This window comes from Streptomyces sp. NPDC006296, from assembly GCF_040613235.1.
Classification (GTDB): Bacteria; Actinomycetota; Actinomycetes; order Streptomycetales; family Streptomycetaceae; genus Streptomyces.
The window spans coordinates 64,631-87,765 of record NZ_JBEXRT010000020.1 but is presented as its reverse complement, the minus strand read 5'-3'; the positions used below and the strand labels follow the sequence as shown (position 1 = coordinate 87,765).

At 72.4% G+C, this 23,135-nt stretch carries 22 protein-coding genes and 1 pseudogene; 11 read left to right on the top strand and 12 right to left on the bottom strand.

Annotated features, from left to right (window positions below; translation table 11 throughout):
* Nucleotides 1–44: 44 nt before the first annotated feature.
* Nucleotides 45–674, top strand: a pseudogene (locus ABZ172_RS16615) (HAD family hydrolase); the annotation flags it as partial.
* A 507-nt stretch (nucleotides 675–1,181) separates the two neighbouring features.
* Here the strand turns inward: ABZ172_RS16615 and ABZ172_RS16610 are convergent.
* Nucleotides 1,182–1,922 carry a FadR/GntR family transcriptional regulator gene (locus tag ABZ172_RS16610; RefSeq protein ID WP_356884439.1) on the bottom strand — a complete coding sequence of 247 codons (741 nt, stop codon included), beginning with the start codon at nucleotides 1,920–1,922 and terminating at the stop codon, nucleotides 1,182–1,184.
* Nucleotides 1,923–2,165: 243 nt separating this feature from the next.
* On the opposite strand from ABZ172_RS16610, the gene ABZ172_RS16605 reads away from it, so the two are divergent.
* Genes ABZ172_RS16605 through ABZ172_RS16580 form a run of 6 tightly spaced genes read left to right on the top strand, consistent with a single transcriptional unit; the run spans nucleotide 2,166 to nucleotide 8,289 of the window.
* Entirely contained in the window at nucleotides 2,166–3,527 is a 1,362-nt protein-coding gene (locus ABZ172_RS16605) for an MFS transporter (RefSeq protein ID WP_356884438.1), read from the top strand.
* The gene (locus ABZ172_RS16600; RefSeq protein WP_356884437.1) at nucleotides 3,527–5,263 is read left to right on the top strand and encodes a dihydroxyacetone kinase family protein; all 1,737 of its coding nucleotides are present in this window, start codon (nucleotides 3,527–3,529) and stop codon (nucleotides 5,261–5,263) included. The genes ABZ172_RS16605 and ABZ172_RS16600 overlap by 1 nt, the downstream gene beginning before the upstream one ends.
* Nucleotides 5,263–5,757, top strand: coding sequence for a ribose-5-phosphate isomerase (locus tag ABZ172_RS16595; protein ID WP_356884436.1), 495 nt, complete (start codon nucleotides 5,263–5,265; stop codon nucleotides 5,755–5,757). The genes ABZ172_RS16600 and ABZ172_RS16595 overlap by 1 nt, the downstream gene beginning before the upstream one ends.
* Nucleotides 5,757–6,638, top strand: coding sequence for a triose-phosphate isomerase family protein (locus ABZ172_RS16590; protein ID WP_356884435.1), 882 nt, complete (start codon nucleotides 5,757–5,759; stop codon nucleotides 6,636–6,638). Before ABZ172_RS16595 ends, ABZ172_RS16590 begins: the two co-directional genes overlap by 1 nt.
* Nucleotides 6,623–7,420, top strand: coding sequence for a sugar phosphate isomerase/epimerase family protein (locus tag ABZ172_RS16585; protein WP_356884434.1), 798 nt, complete (start codon nucleotides 6,623–6,625; stop codon nucleotides 7,418–7,420). The genes ABZ172_RS16590 and ABZ172_RS16585 overlap by 16 nt, the downstream gene beginning before the upstream one ends.
* Nucleotides 7,420–8,289, top strand: coding sequence for a phosphogluconate dehydrogenase C-terminal domain-containing protein (locus ABZ172_RS16580; RefSeq protein ID WP_356884433.1), 870 nt, complete (start codon nucleotides 7,420–7,422; stop codon nucleotides 8,287–8,289). Before ABZ172_RS16585 ends, ABZ172_RS16580 begins: the two co-directional genes overlap by 1 nt.
* Before the next feature lie 108 nt (nucleotides 8,290–8,397).
* On the opposite strand, the gene ABZ172_RS16575 is transcribed toward ABZ172_RS16580, so the two are convergent.
* The 4 genes from ABZ172_RS16575 to ABZ172_RS16560 all read right to left on the bottom strand — a co-directional run bounded on the left by ABZ172_RS16575 (nucleotide 8,398) and on the right by ABZ172_RS16560 (nucleotide 14,404).
* The gene (locus ABZ172_RS16575) at nucleotides 8,398–9,882 is read right to left on the bottom strand and encodes a penicillin-binding protein 2 (protein WP_356884432.1); all 1,485 of its coding nucleotides are present in this window, start codon (nucleotides 9,880–9,882) and stop codon (nucleotides 8,398–8,400) included.
* A gap of 135 nt (nucleotides 9,883–10,017) precedes the next feature.
* The gene (locus ABZ172_RS16570; protein ID WP_356884431.1) at nucleotides 10,018–10,863 is read right to left on the bottom strand and encodes an LLM class F420-dependent oxidoreductase; all 846 of its coding nucleotides are present in this window, start codon (nucleotides 10,861–10,863) and stop codon (nucleotides 10,018–10,020) included.
* Nucleotides 10,864–11,095: 232 nt separating this feature from the next.
* Nucleotides 11,096–13,012 (bottom strand): AMP-binding protein, encoded by a 1,917-nt coding sequence (locus ABZ172_RS16565; RefSeq protein WP_356884430.1) that lies wholly within the window; start codon nucleotides 13,010–13,012, stop codon nucleotides 11,096–11,098.
* Nucleotides 13,013–13,126: 114 nt separating this feature from the next.
* Entirely contained in the window at nucleotides 13,127–14,404 is a 1,278-nt protein-coding gene (locus ABZ172_RS16560; RefSeq protein ID WP_356884429.1) for an acetyl-CoA C-acetyltransferase, read from the bottom strand.
* Between the two features lie 74 nt (nucleotides 14,405–14,478).
* Between ABZ172_RS16560 and ABZ172_RS16555 the strand changes: the two genes are divergently transcribed.
* Complete coding sequence (locus tag ABZ172_RS16555; protein ID WP_356884428.1) at nucleotides 14,479–15,801, top strand: 3-oxoacyl-ACP reductase; 1,323 nt, start codon at nucleotides 14,479–14,481, stop codon at nucleotides 15,799–15,801.
* A 3-nt stretch (nucleotides 15,802–15,804) separates the two neighbouring features.
* Nucleotides 15,805–16,653, top strand: coding sequence for a MaoC/PaaZ C-terminal domain-containing protein (locus ABZ172_RS16550; RefSeq protein ID WP_356884427.1), 849 nt, complete (start codon nucleotides 15,805–15,807; stop codon nucleotides 16,651–16,653).
* Nucleotides 16,654–16,657: 4 nt separating this feature from the next.
* Here ABZ172_RS16550 and ABZ172_RS16545 read toward each other — a convergent pair whose 3' ends face one another.
* The 5 genes from ABZ172_RS16545 to ABZ172_RS16525 form a co-directional block, all read right to left on the bottom strand.
* A complete protein-coding gene (locus ABZ172_RS16545) occupies nucleotides 16,658–17,278 on the bottom strand; it encodes a TetR/AcrR family transcriptional regulator (protein ID WP_356884472.1) in 621 nt (206 codons plus the stop codon).
* A gap of 177 nt (nucleotides 17,279–17,455) precedes the next feature.
* Nucleotides 17,456–18,559 carry a methyltransferase domain-containing protein gene (locus tag ABZ172_RS16540; RefSeq protein ID WP_356884426.1) on the bottom strand — a complete coding sequence of 368 codons (1,104 nt, stop codon included), beginning with the start codon at nucleotides 18,557–18,559 and terminating at the stop codon, nucleotides 17,456–17,458.
* Complete coding sequence (locus tag ABZ172_RS16535) at nucleotides 18,556–18,681, bottom strand: hypothetical protein (RefSeq protein WP_356884425.1); 126 nt, start codon at nucleotides 18,679–18,681, stop codon at nucleotides 18,556–18,558. Before ABZ172_RS16535 ends, ABZ172_RS16540 begins: the two co-directional genes overlap by 4 nt.
* Nucleotides 18,678–18,866, bottom strand: coding sequence for a hypothetical protein (locus ABZ172_RS16530; protein WP_356884424.1), 189 nt, complete (start codon nucleotides 18,864–18,866; stop codon nucleotides 18,678–18,680). The genes ABZ172_RS16535 and ABZ172_RS16530 overlap by 4 nt, the downstream gene beginning before the upstream one ends.
* Nucleotides 18,863–19,123, bottom strand: coding sequence for a hypothetical protein (locus ABZ172_RS16525; protein WP_356884423.1), 261 nt, complete (start codon nucleotides 19,121–19,123; stop codon nucleotides 18,863–18,865). Before ABZ172_RS16525 ends, ABZ172_RS16530 begins: the two co-directional genes overlap by 4 nt.
* Nucleotides 19,124–19,159: 36 nt before the next feature.
* On the opposite strand from ABZ172_RS16525, the gene ABZ172_RS16520 reads away from it, so the two are divergent.
* Together ABZ172_RS16520 and ABZ172_RS16515 are read left to right on the top strand one after the other, a co-directional pair.
* The gene (locus tag ABZ172_RS16520; RefSeq protein ID WP_356884422.1) at nucleotides 19,160–19,636 is read left to right on the top strand and encodes a hypothetical protein; all 477 of its coding nucleotides are present in this window, start codon (nucleotides 19,160–19,162) and stop codon (nucleotides 19,634–19,636) included.
* Nucleotides 19,637–19,672: 36 nt separating this feature from the next.
* Nucleotides 19,673–21,004: a hypothetical protein gene (locus ABZ172_RS16515; protein ID WP_356884421.1), complete on the top strand. Its 1,332-nt coding sequence runs from the start codon at nucleotides 19,673–19,675 to the stop codon at nucleotides 21,002–21,004.
* Nucleotides 21,005–21,079: 75 nt separating this feature from the next.
* Here the strand turns inward: ABZ172_RS16515 and ABZ172_RS16510 are convergent, their stop codons facing one another.
* Nucleotides 21,080–22,435, bottom strand: a complete 1,356-nt coding sequence (locus ABZ172_RS16510) for a dicarboxylate/amino acid:cation symporter (protein WP_356884420.1) — start codon at nucleotides 22,433–22,435, stop codon at nucleotides 21,080–21,082.
* A 391-nt stretch (nucleotides 22,436–22,826) separates the two neighbouring features.
* A complete protein-coding gene (locus tag ABZ172_RS16505) occupies nucleotides 22,827–23,123 on the bottom strand; it encodes a DUF4229 domain-containing protein (RefSeq protein ID WP_356884419.1) in 297 nt (98 codons plus the stop codon).
* Nucleotides 23,124–23,135: the final 12 nt, after the last annotated feature.

Sequence of the window (23,135 nt, the reverse complement as noted above, 5' to 3'; positions counted from 1 at the left end):
CCTTGGCCGTTATGTCCCACTTGCCCCCTAGGCTCGGAGGGGTGATGAAAACGATCGTCTTCGACATCGGAGAAACTCTCGTCCGCGACGACCGCCACTGGGCCTCCTGGGCCGACTGGCTCGGGGTCCCGTCGCACACCGTCAGCGCGCTCGTCGGCGCCGCCGTCGCCCAGGGCCGCGACGGCACCGACGCGCTGCGGGTTCTGCGCCCCGGGATGGACGTCGGCGAGGCCTGCCACGCCCGTGCGGCGGCCGGGCGCGGCGAGTACCTGGACGAGACCGACCTCTACCCCGACGTCCGGCCCGCCCTGGCCGAGCTGCGCGCCCTCGGTCTGCGGATCGTCGTCGCCGGTGACGGGACGACCCGGGCCGGGGAGCTGCTGCGGGCCCTGGACCTGCCGGCCGATCTGGTGGCGACCTCGGAGGAGTGGGGCGCCGCCAAACCGGACCGGGAGTTCTTCGTCCGCGTACTGGAGGCGTCCGGGGCCGCGCCGGAGGACACCCTGTACGTGGGCGACCATCCCGCCGACGACCTCTTCCCGGCGAAGTCCTCGGGACTGCGGGCGGCGCACATCCGCCGCGGGCCGTACGGGCATTGGTGGGCTGACCACCCGGACGTCGTGGAGACGGCGGACTGGCGCCTCGGCTCCCTGACCGAACTGCCGGCGCTGCTCGGCGGAGGCGGACGCCGGAGGGCGTTCGACGCACCGCCCGCGCGATCGGCCACCACGGCGGTGCCCGCACCGGCACCGGCCCAGGAGGCGCCGTCCGGGGATGCGCCGTCCGGGGAGACGCCGGCCGACGAGGCACCGGCCTCCACCCCGGAAGCGCCCGCACTCCCGGCCGAGGAGGGAGCACCGCCCGCGCGGGGCGCCCTCCCCCCCGGCTCCGGCTCCGGCCCCGAGGGGGCGACGGCACCGCCCGGGCGGGTCGCCTCGGAGGCCGTCGGAGAGGAGGAGGCCGCACTCCCCGGGCACACCACCGCGCCGACCCGGCCGGGAGCCGCGCCCGCCGACCGGGCGGACGCGGACGCCCCGGCCACGGACAAGACGGACGCCCCGGCCCCGGACACGGCGGACGCTCCGGCCACGGAGGAGGTCACCCCGGCCGAGGGGTCCGCGCGCCCCGAGCGGGCGCACACCTGAGGCGGGGGCCGTCGCCGGCCGGGTGGGTCCGTCCGGTCAGGCGTCGTCGCCGCGCAGCGACAGCCTCAGCCGGTCGCTCGCCAGCCGCATGTGCTCGGCCATCGCCAGGTCCGCCCCCTCCGGGTCCCCGGCCCGGATCGCGTCGAGCACGGCCCCGTGCTCGTGGAGCGTCCCGCTGACGGTGCCCTCGATGTCCCCCGCCCGTTCCATCCACACCTGAAGCAGCGCCCGGATGGAATGCAGGATGTCGCTGAGCACCGTGTTGCGGGCGATGTTCGCGGTCTCCAGGTGGAAGGCGATATCGGCGTCGATGAACGCCTTGACGTCGGTGCCCGCCTCCCGCATCCGCTCCAGGTGCTCCTCCAGCCGCTCGACGTCCTCCCCGGACGCCCGGTCCGCGGCCAGCCGTGCCGACATGCCCTCCATGAAGGTGCGGACCTCGACCAGGTCCTGGGTGCGGCGCTGACCGAGCATCAGACCCCAGTTGATGGCCCGCGGCAGGAACTCCGAGGTCCCCTCGCGGACGTACGAGCCCGAGCCCGGCCTGATCTCGATGATGCCGAGGACGTCCAGCGCGGACAGCGCGCCGCGGACGCTGGAGCGCGCGACGCCGAGCGCGTCGGCGAGCTGGCGTTCGGCGGGCAGGCGGGTGCCCGGCTTCAGGTTCCCCTGGGACAGGTGATCAAGGAGTCGCTTGGCCACCTCACTGACCGAGGACTCCCGTACGACGGGGCGCAGGAGGGACGTGAAATCGGGGTCTTCGGGCTGCGTGGACACGCTGACCAGTACATCAGACCGGCCGGAGCAACCCCGGAGCGGGCGGACGATAACGCGCTCATCGGCCCAGGAGAAGAGCTCAGCAGAGCGACCTACGTCACTTTGGTAAATTGGTGACCAATTTAGGATCCAGGGCTAGCTTGGAGTTGTTCACCGGCCGGAAACACAACCTTCCACGGTTCGTCTTCGCCTGCCGGAGTGGACACGGAACCGGACAAAGCAGTCCGCAAGCGAGGAGTCTCCATGGGCGCCACTGCGCATTCAGCGATCGAGAGATCAGCGATCAAGAAGGTCTCGGTCCGGCTCGTCCCCTTCGTGGCCCTGATGTTCTTCGTGAACTACCTGGACCGGACGGCCGTCTCCTTCGCCGAGCCCAACGGCATGGGTCAGGACCTCGCCCTCACCGCGGCGCAGTTCGGCTTCGCCTCCGGCGTGTTCTTCATCGGCTACATCATTCTCGAAGTGCCCAGCAACATGGCACTGCACAAGTTCGGCGCCCGGCGCTGGCTGGCCAGGATCATGGTGTCCTGGGGCATCGTCGCCCTCCTCTTCACCTGGGTGCAGAACAGCGAGCAGCTCTACGCGCTCCGCTTCCTGCTCGGTGTCGCCGAGGCCGGCTTCTTCCCCGGCGCGATCCTCTTCCTGAGCCAGTGGGTGCCCTCCCGGCACCGTACGAAGGTGCTCGGCCTCTTCTACCTGGCGCAGCCCCTGACCACCGTCATCGGCGCCCCGCTGGCCGGCTGGTTCATCAACCAGCACGGGCTCTTCGGCCTCGAAGGCTGGCGCGTCATGTTCCTCGGCGTGTCCGTCCCGGCGATCCTGCTGGGCGTCGTCGCCTGGTTCTACCTGATCGACAAGCCGGCCGACGCGAAGTGGCTGACCCGCGAGGAGCGGGACTGGCTGACCGAGGAGCTCGCCGCCGAGAACGCCGGCAAGACGGGCGCGGACGAGAAGACCGGCCACGGCAGGGAGGCCCTGAAGGCCGCCTTCACCAACGGCCGCGTCTGGACGCTCGCCCTCATCTACTTCGGCTTCATCTACGGCCTGTACGCCCTCGCCTTCTTCCTGCCGACGATCATCAACGGCTTCCAGGACCAGTTCGGCACGACGTTCACCGTGATGGACAAGGCGCTGATCACGGCCATCCCGTACCTCCCGGCCGCGATCGTCCTCTACTTCTGGTCGCGGCACGCCACCCGGCACGGGGTGCACACCTGGCACATCGCGGGACCGGCCGTCGTCGGCGGGCTCTCCATCCCGCTCGCCCTGTACATGGGCTCGCCCGCCGCCACGGTCGCCGTCATCACCGTCACCGCCTGTGCGATCTTCGCCGCGCTGCCGGTCTTCTGGTCCGTCCCCTCGCAGTTCCTGACCGGCGCGGCAGCCGCGGCCGGTATCGCCCTGATCAACACCGCGGGCAACGTGGCCGGCTTCGCCGCAGGCTATGTGACCGGCTGGCTGAAGGACTTCAGCGGTGCCTACTACCTGCCGCTGTTCCTCGTCGGGGCCTTCATGCTCATGTCCGCCGCGCTGATGCTGTGGCTCGCCAAACGGTCCAAGGACCGGGACGCGCACCACGGCCGGCCTCTCGCAGAGGTTCGCTGATGACCCGCCTGTCCAACGACCCCGCCGCCTTCGCCGACGAGGCGCTCGAAGGCTTCGCCGCCGCCCACCCCCGCCGGGTCCGCCAGGTACCCGGCGGGGTGGTCCGGGCCACCCGCACCGCCCCCGGGCAGGTCGCCGTGGTGGTCGGCGGCGGCTCCGGGCACTACCCGGCCTTCTCCGGACTGGTCGGCCAGGGCCTCGCCCACGGCGCGGCGGTCGGCAACGTCTTCGCCTCGCCCTCCGCGCACCAGGTGCGCCAGGTCGCCCGGGCCGCCGAGACCGGCGGCGGCGTGCTCCTCGCCTACGGCAACTACGCGGGCGACGTCCTGCACTTCGGCCAGGCCGCGGCGCGGCTGACCGAGGAGGGCGTGCCCACCCGCACGCTCGGTGTCACGGACGACATGTCCAGCGCCTCGTCCGAGGAGGCGCACAAGCGCCGCGGGGTCGCCGGGGACCTGGTCGTCTTCAAGACGGCCGCGGCGGCGGCCGAGGCCGGACAGCCGCTGGACGAGGTGACCCGGATCGCGGAGCTGGCCAACGCCCGCACCCGTTCCTTCGGCGTCGCGTTCTCCGGCTGCACCCTGCCGGGCGCCGACCACCCGCTGTTCACCGTGCCCGAGGGCCGGATGGCCGTCGGCCTCGGCATCCACGGCGAGCCCGGCATGGGTGAGCGGCCCGTGCCGACCGCCGACGAGGCCGCCGAGCTCCTGGTCTCCACCGTCCTCGGCGAACTCCCCGACGGGGTCGCGTCGCCCCGCGGACAGCGGGTCGCGGTGATCCTCAACGGCCTCGGCTCGGTGAAGTACGAGGAGCTGTTCGTCGTCTACCGCCGGGTCGCCCAGCTCCTCGCGGAGGCCGGCGTCGAGGCCGTGGACCCGGAGGTCGGCGAGCTGGTCACCAGCTTCGACATGGCCGGTGTCTCGCTCACCCTGTGCTGGCTCACCGACGAGCTGGAACCGCTGTGGACGGCCCCGGCCGACGCTCCCGCCTACCGCAAGGGAACGGTCGAGGCGGCGGACCTGTTCGTGCCCGGCCCGTCCGCGGAGACCGCCGAGGACACCGTCCCGCCCGCCACCGACGACTCCCGCGCGGCGGCCCGCACCGCCCTCGCCGCACTGCGCGTCCTCAAGGACACCGTCGACGTCCACGCCGACGAGCTCGGCCGCATCGACGCGGTCGCCGGCGACGGCGACCACGGCATCGGCATGCAGCGCGGCTCCACCGGGGCGTACGAGGCGGCGGTCCGCGCCGAGGCGCTCGGCGCCGGCGCAGAAACGCTTCTGCACCGGGCCGCCGACGCCTGGGCCGACCGGGCCGGCGGCACCTCCGGCGCCCTGTGGGGCGTCATCCTCCGGGCGGTCGGCAGCGCGCTCGGCGACACCGCCCGGCCCACGGCCGCGGCGGTCGCCTCCGGAGTCGCGCAGGCCTCGGCGGGAGTACGGGAGCTGGGCAAGGCGGAGGTCGGCGACAAGACGATGGTCGACGTCCTCGTCCCCTTCTCCTACGCGCTCACCGCCGCCGCCCACGCGGGACAGCCCCTGGCCACCGCCTGGGACACCGCCGCGCACTCCGCGTCCGCGGCCGCCGAGGCCACGGCCGACCTGCTCCCCCGGATGGGCCGCGCCCGCCCGCACGCCGAGAAGAGCCTCGGCACTCCGGACGCCGGAGCCCACTCGCTCGCCCTGATCGTCCGTGCCGTGCACGGCGTGTTCGCACCCACCCTGGAGAAGCACTGATGTCCGAGAAGCTCCGCATCGTCGTCGGCTCCGACGACGCCGGCTACGCCTACAAGGAAGCCCTCAGGAAGGACCTGGAGGCCAGCGGCCTCGTCGCCGCCGTCACCGACGTGGGCGTCGACGCGGACGGGCACACCGCCTACCCGAAGGTCGCCATCGCCGCCGCCGAGATGATCGCCCGCGGCGAGGCCGACCGCGCCCTGCTGGTCTGCGGCACGGGCCTCGGTGTGGCCATCGCCGCGAACAAGGTCAGGGGCGTCCGGGCCGTCACCGCCCACGACTCCTTCTCCGTCGAGCGCGCGGTCCTCTCCAACAACGCGCAGGTCCTCACCTTCGGCCAGCGCGTCGTCGGTCTGGAGCTGGCCCGCCGGCTGGCCTCCGAGTGGCTGACCTACCGCTTCGACGAGGCCTCGGCGTCCGCCGCCAAGGTCGCGCTGATGGACGACTACGAGAGCCGGAACGGCAACCCGGACGAGCAGGAAGCCGCAGCCTGATGCCCGCCGCGCAGAACGCTCCGCAGAACCCGGCGCCGGAACCGGCCGGGGCCACCGGGACGGCGCCCGCCCTGTACGCCGTCCCGGCGCCCGCGCCGGGCCCCCGGGTCACGATCGGGGTGAGCCTCAAGATGTACTTCGGCCACCACGAGACCCTGAACTGGGCCCGCAGCATCGCCTCGCTGGCCGCCCGGCACCCCGCCGTCACCGGCGGCACCGCCGAGCTCTTCGTGCTGCCCGCCTTCCCCGCGCTCGTCCCGGTCACCGGCATCCTGGCAGGCACCGAGGTCCGCACCGGGGCCCAGGACCTGGCCACCGACGACTCCGGCCCGTACACCGGCGAGGTCAGCGGCGCCCATCTGCGCGAGATCGGCGCCCGCTACGCCGAGGTCGGCCACGCCGAGCGCCGCCGGCTCTTCGGCGAGGGCGACACGGTCGTCGCGGCGAAGACGGCCGCCGCCCTGCGCAACGGGCTGGCCCCGGTGCTCTGCGTCGGCGAACTCGACCAGGTCGCCCCCGCCGAGGCGGCCGCCCGCACGGTCGCCGAGGCCGAGCGCATCCTGGCCACGGCCGCCCACGAGGGTCCCCTCGCCCCGGTCGTCCTCGCGTACGAACCGCAGTGGGCCATCGGCGCCCCCCGGCCCGCCTCCCCCGGCCACATCCGCACGGTCTGCGAGGCCCTCACCGCCTGGCTCGCCACCCAGCCGGCCCTGGCCGGCAGCCGCGTGATCTACGGCGGCAGCGCGGGCCCCGGCCTGCTCACCGAGCTGGGCACCGGCGTCGACGGGCTGTTCCTCGGCCGCTTCGCCCACGACCCGGCAGCGGTGGGACGCATCCTCGACGAGACGCTGGAAGGAGCCCTCCCGTGTCCTACGGCCTGAGCACCTACGCCTTCTTCTGGCGCATCTCCGAGCGGGCCCCCCGCCCGCTCACCCTCGACGAGATGCTCGCGCAGACCCGGGAGACGGGCGCCGAGGTCTTCCAGATCTGCGACTACCCGCCGATCGAGACCTACGACGACGAGCAGCTCGACGCCCTGCGCGCCACGGCCGCCGGGCACGGCATCACGCTGGAGCTGGGCACCAGGGGCGTGGGCACCGAGCACCTGGCCGCCCACCTCCGCATCGCGCGCCGGCTGGGGATCACCCTGGTCCGCTCCATGCTGAACACCGCGGACCACCGGCCGACCGTCGCGGAGGCCACCGCCCTGCTGCGCGAGACGGTCCCCGCCTACGCGGCGGCCGGTGTCACCCTCGGCCTGGAGACCTACGAACAGGTCTCCACCGACGACCTGCTGGCCGTCGTGCGCGGCGTGGACAGCCCGTACCTCGGTGTCGTCCTCGACCCGGGCAACAGCGTCGCCCGGCTGGAGCGCCCGGTGGACGTCGTCGAGGCCACCGCGCCCCACGTGGTGAACATCCACGTCAAGGACTTCTCGTTCTCCCGCCGTGACGGCTGGGTCGGCTTCACCTATGCCGGCTGCCCGCTCGGCGAGGGCCTCCTCGACTACGACCACATGATCCAGAAGGTCGGTCCTGACGAGCGGGGCATCAACCAGATCGTGGAGCACTGGCTCCCCTGGCAGGGCGATTTCGAGGAAACCGCCCGCCTGGAGGACCAGTGGACCCGGCACAGCATCAACACCCTCATGAGGAGCAAGTAATGGCCACCGGATCCAGGACCGTCGCCGTCATCGGGGCCGCAGGCAAGATGGGCCAGCGCGTCTCCAACAACCTGGTCGAGAGCGACTTCACCACCCTCTTCTCCGAGAACTCCCCCCAGGGCCAGGAACTGGTCCGCGGGCTCGGCCGCGAGCTGACGGACAGCGCCGACGCCGCCGCACGGGCCGACGTGGTGATCCTCGCCGTCCCCGACGTCGTCCTCGGCACGGTCTCCGAGCAGCTCGTCCCGCTGATGAAGCCCGGCGCGATCCTGCTGACCCTGGACCCGGCCGCCGCCTACGCGGGCCTGCTGACCCGGCGCGCGGACGTGCACAACGCGGTGGCGCACCCCTGCCACCCGTCGGTGTTCCTGGAGCGCACCACGAAGGAGGAGTGGGCGGACACCTTCGGCGGGATCGCCGCCCCGCAGGAGGTCGTCGCCGCCTTCGAGCCGGCCGACGGGACCGCCGACCCGGCCGCCCAGGAGCTCGCCGAGGCCGTCATCTCCACCATGTACGCCCCGGTCGTCGAGGTGCACTGGGTGACCGTCAAGCAGCTCGCCGTGCTGGAGCCGACCCTCGTCGAGACGATCGCCTGCATGGTCGGCGCCCTGCTGACCGAGGCGCTCCACGAGACCGTCCACACCGTGGGCGTCCCGGAGAAGGCGGCCCGCGCCATGCTGCTCGGCCACACCCAGGTCGCGCTCGCCAACACCCTCAAGGGCTCGAACCCGTTCTCCGACGCGTGCCTGATCGCGATGGACTACGGCCGCGAGTCGATCGTCCGCGACGACTGGAAGAACGTCTTCCAGGACGAGGAGCTCGACAAGGTCATCACCCGGATGCTCAAGATCAAGGAGATCAAGCGCTGACCCGGTCCTGACCGCCGGGTCCGCCGCTCGGACCTCCCACGAAACGGGCCGGGCTCTCCATCAGGGGTGGAGAGCCCGGCCTTTCGACGTCGCAGGGGGTGCGGCCCGCTACTTCCCGAGCACCGCCTTCATCACGTTCCTGGCGATCGGACCACCCAGGCCACCGCCCGAGATGTCCGAGCGGGAGATGTCCATCGCGGTCGGGTCGATGAACACCGCGACCGCCACCGACTGGCCGTCGGGCTTCTTGCCGTACGAGACGAACCAGCCGTACGGGACCTCCTTGGTGACGTCGTCACCGCGCTGCGCCGTACCCGTCTTGCCGCCCACCGTCACGCCGTCGATCAGGGCGCGCTGCGCGCTGCCCTCCTTGGCGGTGAACTCCATCATCTCCTGGATCTTGGCGGCGGTCTCCTCGGACACCGCCTGGCTCATGAGCTTCGGCTCGTGCTCCTCCAGGGTGGAGAGGTCCGGCCCGAGCAGCTTGTCGACGATGTAGGGCTGCATCAGCTTGCCGTTGTTGGCGAGGGCCGCGGTGACCATCGCCATCTGCATCGGGGTGCTCGTGAGGCTGCCCTGGCCCATGCCGGTGAGGGCGGTGCCGGGCTTGTCGAGCTTGTCCGGATACAGACTCTTGGTGGCGAGCATGTCACCGAAGGCGTCCGAGTAGACGTCCTCGTTGAAGCCGAACTTCTCGGCCGTCTCCCGCATCCCCTGGTCGCCCACCTTCAGGGCGGCGTCCAGGAAGACGTTGTTGCAGGAGAACTGCATGGCCACCTTCAGCGACGCCTTGTTGCACGCCGCGTCCCCGGCCTCACTGCTGATCTTGTTCGTCGACAGCGGCAGCTGGTACGGGGAGACCGCGTCGGTCCGCGCGTCGACGTCGTCGACGACCCCGTGCTCCAGGGCGGCGGCCGCCGTCAGGATCTTGAAGGTGGAGCCGGGCGGGAAGGTCTCACGCAGCGGGCGGTTGGCCAGCGGCTTGCCCTTGTCGTCGATCAGGGCCTGGAACTTGTCGCCCTCCTTGAAGGAGTTGCCCGCGAAGACCGAGGGGTCGTACGAGGGCGTCGAGACCATGGCGAGGACCTTGCCGGTCGACGGTTCGAGGGCGACGACCGCACCCCGCGCGTCGAGGTCGGACAGGCCCTTGTAGGCCGCCTCCTGCGCCTTCGGGTCGATCGTGGTGACCACATCGCCGCCGCGCCGCTCCTCACCGGTCAGGATGTCCTTCGCGTGCCGGAACGCGAAGCGCTCGTCCTGGCCGCTGAGGATGCTGTCGTACGTCTTCTCCAGGAGCGACATGCCCTGGGCCTGCGAGGCGTAGCCGGTGACCGGCGCGTACATCGGGCCCTGCTTGAAGGTCCGCTGGTACTTGAAGTCGGTCCCCTCGACCAGCTTCGACCCGGTGACCGCCTTGCCGCCCACGATGATGTCACCGCGCGGGGTGGCGAACTGGTTGATCTTGACGCGCCGGTTGTTCTCGTGGGTGGCCAGCTCCTCGCTCTTGGCGTACTGGAGCCAGTTCGTCCGGACCAGCAGGGCCAGCATCAAGAGCCCACAGAAGATGGCTATGTGCCGCAAGGGCCTGTTCATCGTGCTCCCGCTCCCAGGCAGCCGAGCACACACGCACACGGGCCGCACCATCGATGTCCGGAGGTGATAGATGCGATTTTAGCGTCGTCGGTTGCACCGACGGATCACGGCCGCCGGTTATCGGCCACCGGAGGCTCACAGATAGGCCGCGTACGCGTCCAGCGCGCGCAGCACCACGGCCTCCTCGGCGGGCGGAAGCTGCAGGACGACCTCCTCGACGCCCAGGTCCGCGTAGTGCGCCAGCTTCCCCGGCTCGGGCCGGACGGCGTACGGCACCACCTGGAGGTGCGCCGGGTCGCGGCCGGCCTCCTCCCAGGCCGCCCGCAGCTTCGGTACGGACTCCGACAGGCCGCGCCCGCCGATCGGCAGCCAGCCGTCCGCCTCCCGGGCGATCCGCTCGAACAGCTTCGGGCCGGCCGCACCGCCGATCAGGGTGCGCGGCCCGGTGACCGGGCCGCGCGGCTGCTGGACCGGCTTCGGATGGGCGTGGCTCGCCCGGACCGAGCCGAACTCACCTTCGTAGGCGGTCGGTTCGTCGGCCCAGAGGGCGCGCATCAGGGCCAGCCGGTCGCTGCCGAGCGCGCGGCGGGTCGGCCAGTGGACACCGTGGTCGGCGGCCTCCTCCACGTTCCAGCCGTAGCCGATGCCCAGCGTGAACCGGCCACCGGAGAGGTGGTCGAGGGTGGCGGCCTGCTTCGCCAGGTCGATGGGGTCGTGCTGGGCGATCAGCGTGATCCCGGTACCGAGGGCCAGCCGCTCGGTGACGGCGGCGGCCTGCGCGAGGGCGACGAACGGGTCGAGGGTGCGTCCGTATTCGGCCGGAAGATCACCTCCCGCCGGATACGGCGTGTCCCGGCTGACGGGGATGTGGGTGTGCTCGGGCAGGTACAGGCCGGCGAATCCGCGCTGCTCCAGCTCGCGCGCGACCCGGACCGGGGTGATCGTCTCGTCGGTGAGGAAGATCGTTGTGGCGATCCGCATGCGGGGCTCCTCGGTCGTCGTCCGTGACGGGTCCACGGTATGCGGTGGGACGGGACGCGGTGCGGCGTGCCGGGCAACTCCCCTGCCGGTGCGGGGTGGTGCGGTGGGCTGCCGTCCCGTCGCCGGGGGCGGCGGGCGACGGGACGGCACGGCGCCGGGGCCGGGGCCGTTCGATCGGGGCACGCGCGCGCCGGGGGCGACCGGGAAGCGGCCCCGCGCGCGGCCCGGCGCGCTACCTGCGGTACAGGGACTCGATCTCCGCGTGGAAGTCCCGGGTGATCACGTCCCGTTTGAGCTTCAGCGACGGGGTGAGGTGCCCGCTCTCCTCGGTGAAGTCGTGCTCCAGGACCGTGAAGGTGCGGATGGACTCGGCGCGCGAGACCAGCCGGTTGGCCTCGTCGACCGCGCGCTGCAGGGTGTCGCGCAGCTCCTCGTCGTGGACGAGTTCCCGCAGGGGCACGTCGTCCTTCTTCCGCATCCGGCGCCAGTGGGCGAGGCCGTCGGGTTCCAGGGTGATGAGGGCGCCGACGCACGGCCGGTCGTCCCCGACCACCATGCACTGGCTGACCAGCGGGTGTGCGCGCAGCCAGTCCTCCAGCGGGGCGGGCGTGACGTTCTTGCCGCCGGAGGTGATGATGATGTCCTTCTTGCGGCCGGTGATCGTCAGGTAGCCGTCCTCGTCCAGGGCGCCCAGGTCGCCCGTCGGGAACCAGCCGTCCGCGGGGCCGGGTGCGGCCTCCGCGCGCGCGGTGTCCCAGTAGCCCCGGAAGATCTGACCGCCGCGGAGCAGGACCTCCCCGTCGTCCGCGATCCGTACGGCGGTGCCCGGCAGGGGCCAGCCCACCGTGCCCAGCCGGGGTTTGAGCGGTGGGGTGACCGTGGCGGCGGCGGTGGTCTCGGTCAGGCCGTAGCCCTCGAAGATCTGGATGCCGGCGCCCGCGTAGAACGCGGCGAGCCGCCGCCCCAGCGGGGAGCCGCCGCAGATCACGTACCGGACGTGGCCGCCGAGCGCGGCGCGGATGCGCCGGTAGACCAGCGGGTCGTAGAGGGCGCGGGCGGCACGCAGCCCGAGGCCGGGACCGGGGCCCGTACCGTGTTGGGCGGCCTCGACGGCCTCGCCGTGGCGCCGCGCGATACGGGCCGCGCGGTCGAAGGACGAGGCGCGGCCCATCTTCTCGGCGGTGGCCCGGCCGGTGTTGTAGACCTTCTCCAGCACGTACGGGATGGCCAGCAGGAACGACGGCCGGAAGCCGGCCAGGTCCGCGAGCAGGTCCTCGGTCCGGATCGACGGCGCGTGCCCGAGCCGCACCCGGGCGCGCAGGCAGCCGATCGCCACCATCCGGCCGAAGACGTGGGAGAGCGGGAGGAACAGCAGGGTGGACGCCGGGTACGTGGAGACCGACGTGAAGACGGGGTGCAGCAGCTCGATCGCGTTGTCGACCTCGGCGAAGAAGTTCCGGTGGGTCAGGGCGCAGCCCTTCGGCCGGCCCGTGGTGCCCGAGGTGTAGATCAGGGTGGCGGGGCTGTCCGGTTCCAGGGCGGCGCGGCGGGCGGCGACGACCGCGTCCGGCACGTCCGTGCCGAGCGCCTTCAGCCGCCCGACAGCTCCGGTGTCGAACTGCCAGAGGTGGACCAGGTCCCCGAGCTGCTGCCGCTCCTGGCTGACCAGGCGGCCCTGCTCCGTCGTCTCCACGGCGCAGGCGACGGCTCCGGAGTCCTGGAGGATCCAGCGCGTCTGGAACGCCGACGAGGTGGGGTAGACGGGCACGGTGACCAGCCCGGCCGCCCAGGACGCGAAGTCGAGCAGCGTCCACTCGTAGGTGGTCCGGGCCATGATGGCGAGCCGATCGCCGGCCCGGAGCCCTTCCGCGATCAGGCCCTTGGCGACGGCGAGCACCTCCGCGGCGAACTCGGCGGCGGTCACGTCCTGCCAGGTGCCGTCGGCCTGCTTGAGGCTGAGGACCGCCTCGGACGGGGCCTCCCGGGCGTTGTCGAAGGGGATCTCGGCGAGCGAACCGCGGCGCACGACGGGCGCGAGCGGCGGCACGGACACCTCGCGTACGGTCCCGTCGGCGTCCCTGACCCTGGTCGGTTCGACCAGGACGGGGCGGGCGGGCGTGGCGGATGCGGCGGGGGCGGGCGTGGACACGAGCGGCTCCTCGACATGGGGTCCGGCACCGGGCCCGTCCCTGGGCCCGGCGCCGGGGCGGCTGTGGGGTGCGCTGGTTCGTTCACGTGCGGATCCGGCCGGGGCCGGCAGGTGTCAGGGGCGTTCCAGGACGGCGGTGACCCCCTGGCCGCCGGCGGCGCAGATCGAGATCAGGCCCCGGCCGGGCGCGTCCCGCTCCGCGAGCAGCGTGGCCAGGGTCGCCACGATCCGGGCCCCCGTCGCGGCGAAGGGGTGCCCGGTGGCGAGGGACGATCCGGCCACGTTCAGCCGCTCCCGGTCGACGGGGCCGAGGCCCTGCTCCTCCCAGGACGCGAGGGTCGCGAGGACCTGGGAGGCGAAGGCCTCGTGGATCTCGACGAGGTCGAAGTCGGCGAGGGTCAGCCCGGCCCGCTCCAGCAGGCGCGGCACCGCGCGGGCGGGGGCCATCAACAGCCCGTCCTCGCCGTGCACATGGTCCACGGCGGCCGTCTCGTACAGGGACAGAAGGGCCAGCGGTTCCAGGCCGTGCGCCTCGGCCCACTCCTCGCTCGCCAGCAGCACGGTGGCGGCGCCGTCGGTGAGCGGGGTCGAGTTGCCGGCGGTCATCGTCGCGTCGGGGTGGTCGGCGCCGAACACCGGTTTCAGCGTGGCGAGTTTCGCGGCCGTGGAGCCGGGCCGCAGGTTCTGGTCGCGTTCCAGACCGAGGTACGGGACGACGAGGCCGTCCAGCAGGCCGCGGTCGTACGCCGCGGCGAGCCGCTGGTGGCTGGTGGCGGCCAGCAGGTCCTGGTCGGCGCGGGAGATCCCCCATTTCCGTGCGGTGAGCGCCGCGTGCTCGCCCATCGAGAGGCCGGTGCGGGGCTCGGCGTTGCGCGGCACGTCCGGGACGAGGTGGCTCGGGCGGACGGCGGCCAGCGCCTTGATCCGGGCGCCGGCCGACCGGGCGCGGCGGGCCTCCAGCAGGATCCTGCGGAGCGTGTCGTTGACGCCGAGGGGCGCGTCGCTCGTGGTGTCCGCGCCGCCCGCGATCGCCGAGTCGACCGCGCCGAGGGCGATCTTGTTGGCTGCGGCGATGACGGCCTGGAGGCCGGTGCCGCACGCCTGCTGGAGGTCGTAGGCGGGGGTGCGCGGGTCCAGGGCGGAGCCCAGCACGGTCTCCCGGGCCAGGTTGAAGTCCCGGCTGTGCTTGAGGACCGCGCCGGCGACGAACTCGCCGACCTGCTGTCCGTGCAGCCCGAAGCGCTCGACGAGCCCGTCCAGCGCGGCGGTCAGCATGTCCTGGTTCGACGCACGCGCGTACGGGCCGTCGGACCGGGCGAAGGGGATGCGACTGCCGCCGATGACCGCGACCCGGCGCGGCTGCGGAAGTGCGAGGGGGATCAACTCGACCAACTCATCTCGACAACTCCTGACCCTTGAGTAACCTTACTCTGGAGTAAATCTACGACCGAGCAGGAGTCCAGACAATGGCCGACCGCTATCTGCACTTCAACGGCACCGCACCCGGCCGCTTCCTGACCCGCAGGCTCGGCCTGCCGCAGCCCGCGCCGCTCCGCCGCTGGACCCTGGAGACCCCCTCCCTGGACGGGCCGTTGCTGCACCTCACCGCGGGCGCGTCCGCGCACTCCGACACGCTCGGCCCGGTGCTCGCGGCCACCGGCCTCACGGTCACCGCGGAGGCCCGGCACCCCGCCGCCGTCGTGCTGGACGCCACCGGTGTCGGCACGGCGGCCGGCCTCGCGGACGTGCACGCCGCCCTGCACCCCGTCGTACGCTCGCTGGCCGGCGGCGGCCGGATCGTCGTCCTCGGCACCACGCCGTCCTCCGAGGACCACCACCAGGCGGCGGCCCAGCAGGCACTCGAAGGCTTCGTACGCTCGCTCGGCAAGGAGATCGGCCGGGGAGCCACCGCACAGCTGGTGCGGCTCGCCCCCGGGGCGGACGCCGCCTCGGCCGAGTCCACGCTCCGCTTCCTGCTCTCCCCCCGCTCCGCGTACGTCAGCGGCCAGGTCGTCCAGCTCAGCGCCGACGCCCCCGGCGAGACGGCCGACTGGGCGGCACCGCTGTTCGGACGCACCGCGCTGGTCACCGGCGCGGCGCGCGGCATCGGAGCCTCCGTCGCCGCCGTCCTCGCCCGGGACGGCGCCCGGGTGATCTGCCTGGACGTCCCGCAGGCGCAGGAGGAACTCACCCGCACCGCCGACCGCCTGGGGGCCACCGCCCTGCCGCTGGACATCACCGCGCCCGACGCCGCCGGCCTGATCGCCGCGGCCGTCCCGGACGGCCTGGACGTCCTCGTGCACAACGCCGGCATCACCCGCGACCGGCGCCTCGCCAACATGCCGGCCGACCGCTGGGCCCCGGTCATCGAGGTCAACCTCGACAGCGTGCTGCGCACGACGGACGCCCTGCTCGGCTCCGGCACCCTCAACCGCGGCGGCCGGATCGTCGCCACCGCCTCCATCGCCGGCATCGCCGGCAACGACGGCCAGACCAACTACGCCGCGAGCAAGGCCGGCGTCATCGGCCTGGTGCGGTCCCTGGCCCCGCGCGCCGCGGCGGAACACGGCGTCACCGTCAACGCCGTCGCACCCGGCTTCATCGAGACGAAGATGACGGCCGCCGTGCCCCTCTTCATCCGGGAGGCCGGCCGCCGCATGAACTCCCTGTCCCAGGGCGGGCTCCCGGTCGACGTCGCCGAGACCACCGCCTGGTTCGCCCAGCCCTCGTCCGGCGCCGTCAACGGCCAGGTCGTGCGGGTCTGCGGCCAGAGCCTGCTGGGGGCCTGACCCATGACCGGTCTGGGCCTGACCCTCGTCCGCGGAGCCGTCACCTCACCGTTCAAGCGGGCCGGGCGCCCCGGCGCCACCCTGCCCGCCGGCCGCGGGACGCTCCCGCCGGGACGCGTCGCCCCCGGCCCCCTCGCCGCGTACAGCAGGGTCTGCGGCTTCGCCGAATCGGGCCCGCTGCCCCTCACCTACCCGCACGTGCTGGGCTTCCCGGCCGCCATGCGGCTGATGACCGCCCGCGCCTTCCCGCTGCCGGTGCTGGGGCTGGTCCACACCTGGATCGAGATCACCGGGCACCGAGCCCTGCACCCCACGGACGAGCTCGGACTCACCGTGTACGCCGACGGGCTGGCCCCCCACCGGCGCGGCACCGAGGTCACGATGGTGACCGAGGCCCGGCTCAGCGGCGAACTCGTCTGGGAGTCCCGCAGCGGCTACCTCTCCCGGCACGCGACCGGACCGGAACCGGCGGCCGCCCCGCCGACGCCTCGGGCCGCGCCCCCGGAACCTCCCGCGGTGGCCGAGTGGCGGCTCCCCGCGGACCTGGGCCGGCGCTACGGCGCGGCGTCGGGCGACCGGAACCCCATCCACCTGCACCCCCTGACGGCACGGCTGTTCGGGTTCCCCCGGCCCATCGCGCACGGCATGTGGACCGTCGCCCGCTGCCTGGCCGAGCAGTCAGGCAGCGGCACCGGAGCGGGCGCGCCCGGCCGGATCCGCTCCGTACGGGCCGACTTCAAGGCACCCGTCCCGCTGCCCTCCACCCTCACCTACGCCGCCGGGGGCACCGCCTTCCAGGTGCGGAGCGGCGGCCGCGTCCACCTCACCGGCACCCTGACCCGGGAGGGGTGAGCGCTCATTCCTCCCGGGACTGCCAGCCGCGTCCGTTCATGAGGTTCTCCAGCCCCGCCCACGAGAAGTTCATCAAGGTGGTGGCGGCCTCCCTGGCCGAGACTCCGGGAGTGACGTTCGCCCATCCGGCGAGCGCCTCCGCCGCCCCCACCAGCGCCTGCGCGAGCCCGGCCACGTCCCGGTCGGGCAGCGCCGGATCGCGGTGCGCCTCACGCGCCGCGGCACCGATCAGACCCGTCACGAACGCAACGATCTCCTTGCGCAGCGCCCCCACCTCGCCGACGAACGGCTCCCCGTGCGAGCTCGCCTGCTGGTGCAGCACCGCCCAGCCGTCCGGGTTCCGCGCCGTGTGCGTGAAGAACGCGTGCAGCCCGGACCACAGTTGCCGGTCGGCCGGAATCCCCGGCTCCACCCCCGCCCGCACCGCTTCCACCAGGGCTTTCGACTCCCGGCGGATGCACGCGGTGAAGAGCTCCTCCTTGGAGTTCAGATACAGGTAGACCAAGGGCTTGGAGACACCCGCCAGTTCGGCGATCTCGTCCATCGAGGCGGCCCGGTACCCCCGCTGCGCGAACGTCCGCACGGCCGCGTCCATCATCTGCTGCTCACGCACCGCGCGCGGCATCCGTTTGCTCTTCACTGCACTCACGTCAGACATCCCTCCCACCCCCACTGCGCCACTCCCCGGTAAGAGTACGGCGCACCCCCGCGACCCGCCGTGCACACCGGAACGGCCCGGCCCCGCCGGACGGGCCGACGGCCTCTCCTGCACGCTCGACCGGTTGACCGGGCCCCTTCGTCCTCAGCCTCGCACGGGCTCGATCACCGCGTGCCGGTCACGGAGCCAGACGTGCTGGGCCCGTTCGGTCACGGTCAGCCCGAACTGGTCGTGACCGGGCCGGCCGAGCGCCTCGTACTCCAGCCAGGTCTGCTCGATGTCCTCCCAGAGGAACCCGGGGCCGTACTGCCGGACGTCCCCTCCGGTCGCGGCCGTGGTGGCAGCCCCGTCCCCACGGGTCGCCCACACCTGGGCTCCTTCGGCGGTTCGCCGGTGGGTGAGGCGTACGCCGGGCAGCCGGGCCCCGGCGTACAGCGCGAATCCGAGCGTGAGGAGCCGGGCCGGATCCACACCTGGGGCACGAGCCCGGCCCCCCTCACCGCCGACCTGATGCGGATCCGCACGGTGGGCCCGCATCGGCATGTACGACGCACCACCGCAGAACGGGCCGAGCGCGGTGCCGTCGTCCCGGACACGGAGCCGGACGAGAGCCCCGGACCAGAAGTCCCGTGCGAGCGGGGCGACGACGACCCCTCCGGTCCTGACCTGCCGGACGAGCGCAGGCGGGACGTACCGGAGGGCGCAGGTGGCGATCAGCCGGTCCACCGGCTCCACGCCGGGCCACGGCTGCTCGCCGTCCCCGACCCGCAGATGCGGCCGGTACCCGGCCTCCACCAGGAAGGCCGCCGCCTGCCGCGCGACGACCGGATCCAGCTCGACGCTGTGGACGAGCGCGTCGCCCAGCCGCTCGGAGAGCAGCGCGGCCACGTACCCGGTGCCGGTACCGATCTCCAGCACGCGATGCCCGTCCTCGATCTGGAGCAGCCCGAGCATCCGGGCCACCATCGACGGCTGGCTGTTCGACGAGGTCGCGATACCCGGCCCCTGCTCGGCTCCGTCGTCGAGCTGGGTCACGACCGGCTCGTCACTGTTGACCAGGGCCAGCCAGTGGTCCGTACCGACGACCGGCTCACACCGGTCGGGGAGCTGCCGCCAGACCTCCGCCGGGACGAACCGGCTGCGCGGCACGGCGTCGAAGACCCGCCGCCAGCGAGGATCGAGGAACCCGCGATCGGCGAGATCCTGGACCAGCCCCGGGTACGTGCCGCCGGTGCGCGCCGCGCTCATGGGCGCGGGGTGTACGTCGGACCGCTGCCGTCAGGGGACGGCGGGGCGGGCGGCGGCGTCCAGGGCTTGTCGGAGGGTGCGCCGCCGTGCTTGCCGTCGTCGGACTGCTGCGTGGTGGTCATCGTGCTTCTCCTTCGCTGGGGGTGAATGCTCGGCGGACCTTTCGCCCATCGCCGCCGAGCCGGTTGGCGGTGAGGCAGAAGGCCCCGGTGCGGTACGTCGCGCAGTGGTAGGTGTGCGAGAGGTAGACGGTGTACTCGGCTTCACCCGCGCGGGCTCGGCCCTCGTCGACCGTCCGGTCGGTCACGGTGCGCCCCCCTGTGGGACGCCGGAAGCAGCAAGCAGGTGAGCGACGCGGCGCGCACACTCCTCCTCCAGCCCTTCCTCGCCGATCTCGAAGCCGAAGCTGGTCACGTAGCGCCTCTCCACGGCCACAATCTCCTCGCTGAGAAGGCCGTGCAGCGGGTTCATGGCGTGAAGCCGCAGCTCGGGTTCGAGGGCGACGACCTGCAGACCGTGCTCGCGCAGGTGCCCCGCCAGTTTTTGCAGATCGGTAGCGTTCATGCCCTGACCGTCTCAGCTGGGGCGGACGAAAGGGATATGACAACCCATGACACGGAGTTGATCTTGCAGACCGTGGCCGTCACAGGGACCCGGAGGACGGGGCACAGGACCATCGCCGAGTACACCAGCCTGTTCGAGCGCTACCTCGCCCCGTTCGCGCCGGGGGCACACTTCTACATCGGCGGCGCGGCGGGCATCGATTCGCTCACGCTGCTGTGGATCGCGGGCCGGACGTCGGCGCGCATCACGGTCGTGGCGCCTGGCACCATGGACCAGCAGCCCGCCGAGGCGCAGCAAGCCGTCGCTCGTACGAGGGACCGCGTCACCGAGATCGTGGAACTCGGCGCGTCCGAGCTGCGCACCACGGCCTATCACGCACGGAACCGGTGGATGGTCGACCGCGCGCAGATGACCATCGGGTTCCCCCACGCCACAGAGCCGTCGGCCGGCACATGGCAGACGATCAACTACACGGCGGAGCAGGGAAAGCCACGACTGATCGTGCCGGTATAGCGACGGCACCGTCGCAGCCTGCGTCACCATGGCGGCATGGACACCCGGGCCGTGGGGGCGGCGAAGCTGAAACGACTGCGGCACAGCCGTGGGCTTTCCCTTGCCGACATCGCCAGGGCACTCTCTCGACTGGCCGAGGAGCTGCATCACCCTCGTCTGCCCGCAGTGGCCAGTGTCCAGCGGTCTGTCGCCCGGTGGGAGTCCGCTGCGCCGACGCTCCCGGACGAGCGATACCAATTGCTGCTCGCCCATCTCTACGCCCGTACCCCGGCAGGGCAGATGTCTCTCGGAACCGGATCCGACCTGGCCGAGCTGTTCGCCGCGCTCCTCGATCTCGGCGAGAGCGAGACACGCATTGCCACTCTGCACACCGCCCTCATCCGTGGAGCGACGAACACCGGGGGCGTACTCTCCTTGCTCACCCCGGGCGTGCAGGCGGGGCTGTCCACTGCGCTCATCGACCCCGGGCGGGCGGACGAGGAGACCGCCGCCGGGCTCGCCGCCGTCGTCGACGACGTCAACGCCCGGATCGGCGCCGTGCCGATGGTCCGGCTGCACGTTCTGCTCGCGCCTGTGGTCGACGCGTGCCGCCGCCTCCTGGCCGGAACACTCCCCGATCCGGTGGCCGGCCAGATGCGCGCGGTCGCCGTCGCCGCCTGCGCCCTGGCAGGACGGCTCGCCTTCGAGATCCGCGACGACGAGGCGTGCCGGTCTCTGTACGCTGCGGCGACCGCGCATGCCGCACATCTGGAAGACCCGTCGCGCCGTGCGTCCGTGCACATGAGTCACGCCCTCGTCACCCTCTACTCGACGCCCGTACTCGCCGACGCCCTGCTGCTCGTCGACCAGGCCGTGCGCGCCGCATGCAGCGGTGCCGGCCCCCGGGTCCGGGCACGGGCTCACGCGTTGCAGGCAGAAGTCGCCGCCCGCGCCGGGCTGGAACGCCAGGCGCGGGCGGCGCTGGGTCTGGCCTGGTACGACGTCGGCGACCGGGTCGACGGCGACCAGTCCGGCAGCAGCTTCTCAGCCGGGCACCTGCAGGGTTTCGAAGGGGTCTGCGAGCTGTACGTCGGTGATCCCCGCCTGGCGCACGACCGCTTCGCAGCAGCGGCAGGCACGCTCGTCGCACCACGGGAACAGGTACAGCGCGCGATCGTGACGACGGACCAGGCGCTCGCCCGCATCAGGATGGGTGATCCCCGGTCGGCCGCCGACCTCCTGCATGAATGCGTGCAGGCAGCGGTCACCACCGGCGGGCGCGTGCCGGCCATCCGCCTGCGCCGAGCGCGGACCGAGCTCCGTCCTTGGCGTAGCGAGAACTTTGTCGCCGAACTGGACGACCACCTCATGGACGTACTGGGCGCCTGACCACGGACGCACGGAACCGCCCCGTCCCCGGCCGGAGCCGGGGGCGGGGCGGTTCTTCGTACGGCGAGGGTGTCGCTAGGCCGCGACCGGGACGCCCTTCGGCTCCGCTTCGTGCGTCTCGGAGCCGTCGACCGGGGAGGACGACGCCGAGTTGTACGCGTCGTGGTCGAGGATATTCTCGCGGGCCGCCACGATGACCGGGACCAGGGCCTGTCCGGCCACGTTCGTCGCGGTCCTCATCATGTCCAGGATCGGGTCGATGGCGAGCAGCAGGCCCACTCCCTCCAGGGGCAGCCCCAGGGTCGACAGGGTGAGGGTCAGCATGACCGTGGCGCCGGTGAGGCCGGCGGTGGCCGCCGAGCCGATGACCGAGACGAAGGCGATCAGGACGTAGTCGCCGATGCCCAGCTGGACGTCGAAGATCTGCGCGATGAAGATCGCCGCCAGCGCCGGGTAGATCGCGGCGCAGCCGTCCATCTTGGTCGTGGCGCCGAACGGGACGGCGAAGGAGGCGTACTCCTTCGGGACGCCGAGGCGCTCGGTGACCTTCTGGGTGACGGGCATCGTGCCGACCGAGGAGCGGGAGACGAAGGCCAGCTGGATCGCGGGCCAGGCGCCCTTGAAGAACTGGAGCGGGCTGACCTTGGCGACCGTCGCGAGCAGCAGCGGGTAGACGCCGAACAGCACCAGGGCGCAGCCGATGTAGACGTCGGCGGTGAAGGTGGCGTACTTGCCGATCAGGTCCCAGCCGTAGTCGGCGATCGCGTAGCCGATGAGGCCGACGGTGCCGATGGGGGCGAGGCGGATGACCCACCACAGGGCCTTCTGGAGGAGCTCCAGGATCGACTCGCTCAGGGCGAGGATCGGCTTGGCCCGCTCGCCGAGCTTGATGGCCGCGACGCCGGCGACGACCGCCATGAAGACGATCTGCAGGACGTTCAGGTCGGTGAACGGGGAGATCACGTTCTCCGGGATGATGCCCGTCAGGAAGTCGATCCAGGAGCCCTTGGTCTCGGACAGGCTGCCGTCCTTGGGGGTGAGGCCGGTGCCGGCCCCCGGGTTGGTGACCAGACCGATCGCGAGGCCGATGGCCACCGCGATCAGCGAGGTGATCATGAACCAGAGCAGCGTGCGGGTGGCCAGCCGGGCGGCGTTGTTGACCTTGCGCAGGTTGGTGATCGACACCAGGATCGCGAAGAAGACGAGCGGTGCGACGGCCAGCTTCAGCAACTGGACGAAGATGCCGCCGACCTGGTCGAGCGTGGTGACGAGCCAGCCGATGTCCTGGCTGCGGGCGAGCCAGCCGAGCAGGACGCCGAGGACCAGACCGGCGACGATCTGTATCCAGAACGGGATGCTGGGCAGCCGGAAACCGGAACCGGACGGCTTACCGGCTTCGGTCTCGGCGGGGGACGCGGGATTCGCGGACACGGACACACTCCAGACGGGACGCATCGGGGCGTACGGGGACGGCCGTACGGTCGTGCGACGGAACAGGGGGACGGGGTGCGGCGCCCGCGTCGGGGGCGGCGCCGCTGCATGGTGCCGGTTCAGACGTTGCGGCAACAGACCGCGGACATACAGCGGCAGAGATCGACGTGCAGGCGCGCCACCAGCGGGACGCCCGGGGCGTGAGGGGTGCGCACTGCGGTCATCATGACGAATACGTTAACACTGCAACTTTGAGAACCTCAAAGGTCCGCTTCTTGATCATTTTTGACCGTGCGGACCGCGGACATGCGTGAGCCCCGGTACGGGAGCGGTCGGCTCCGGTCCGGGGCTTCGGCGTGCGGGTCCTGGTGTGAGGAACCTTACGCGGCACCTACCGCGTGACGCTGTCCTCGCGGGTGCGGTTCTCCTCCAGCCGGGCCCTGGTCCGGTCGACCGAGGAGATGATCTGCTCGGACATCTCGTCGCGCTGCTTGCGGAGCAGGATGAAGCTGAGGGGGGCGGAGAGCACCAGGCCGAGGAGGATGACCCAGACGACGTTGGAGCCGCCGACACCCGAGGGCAGCAGCCCGAAGTGCACCGCGACACCGGCGACGAAGAAGCAGCCGACGAAAATCAGCAGCCGCATGGCGGTGTACCGGATCGTTGCGCTCGGCTTGGCAGCGGGCACGGCTGGCCTTCT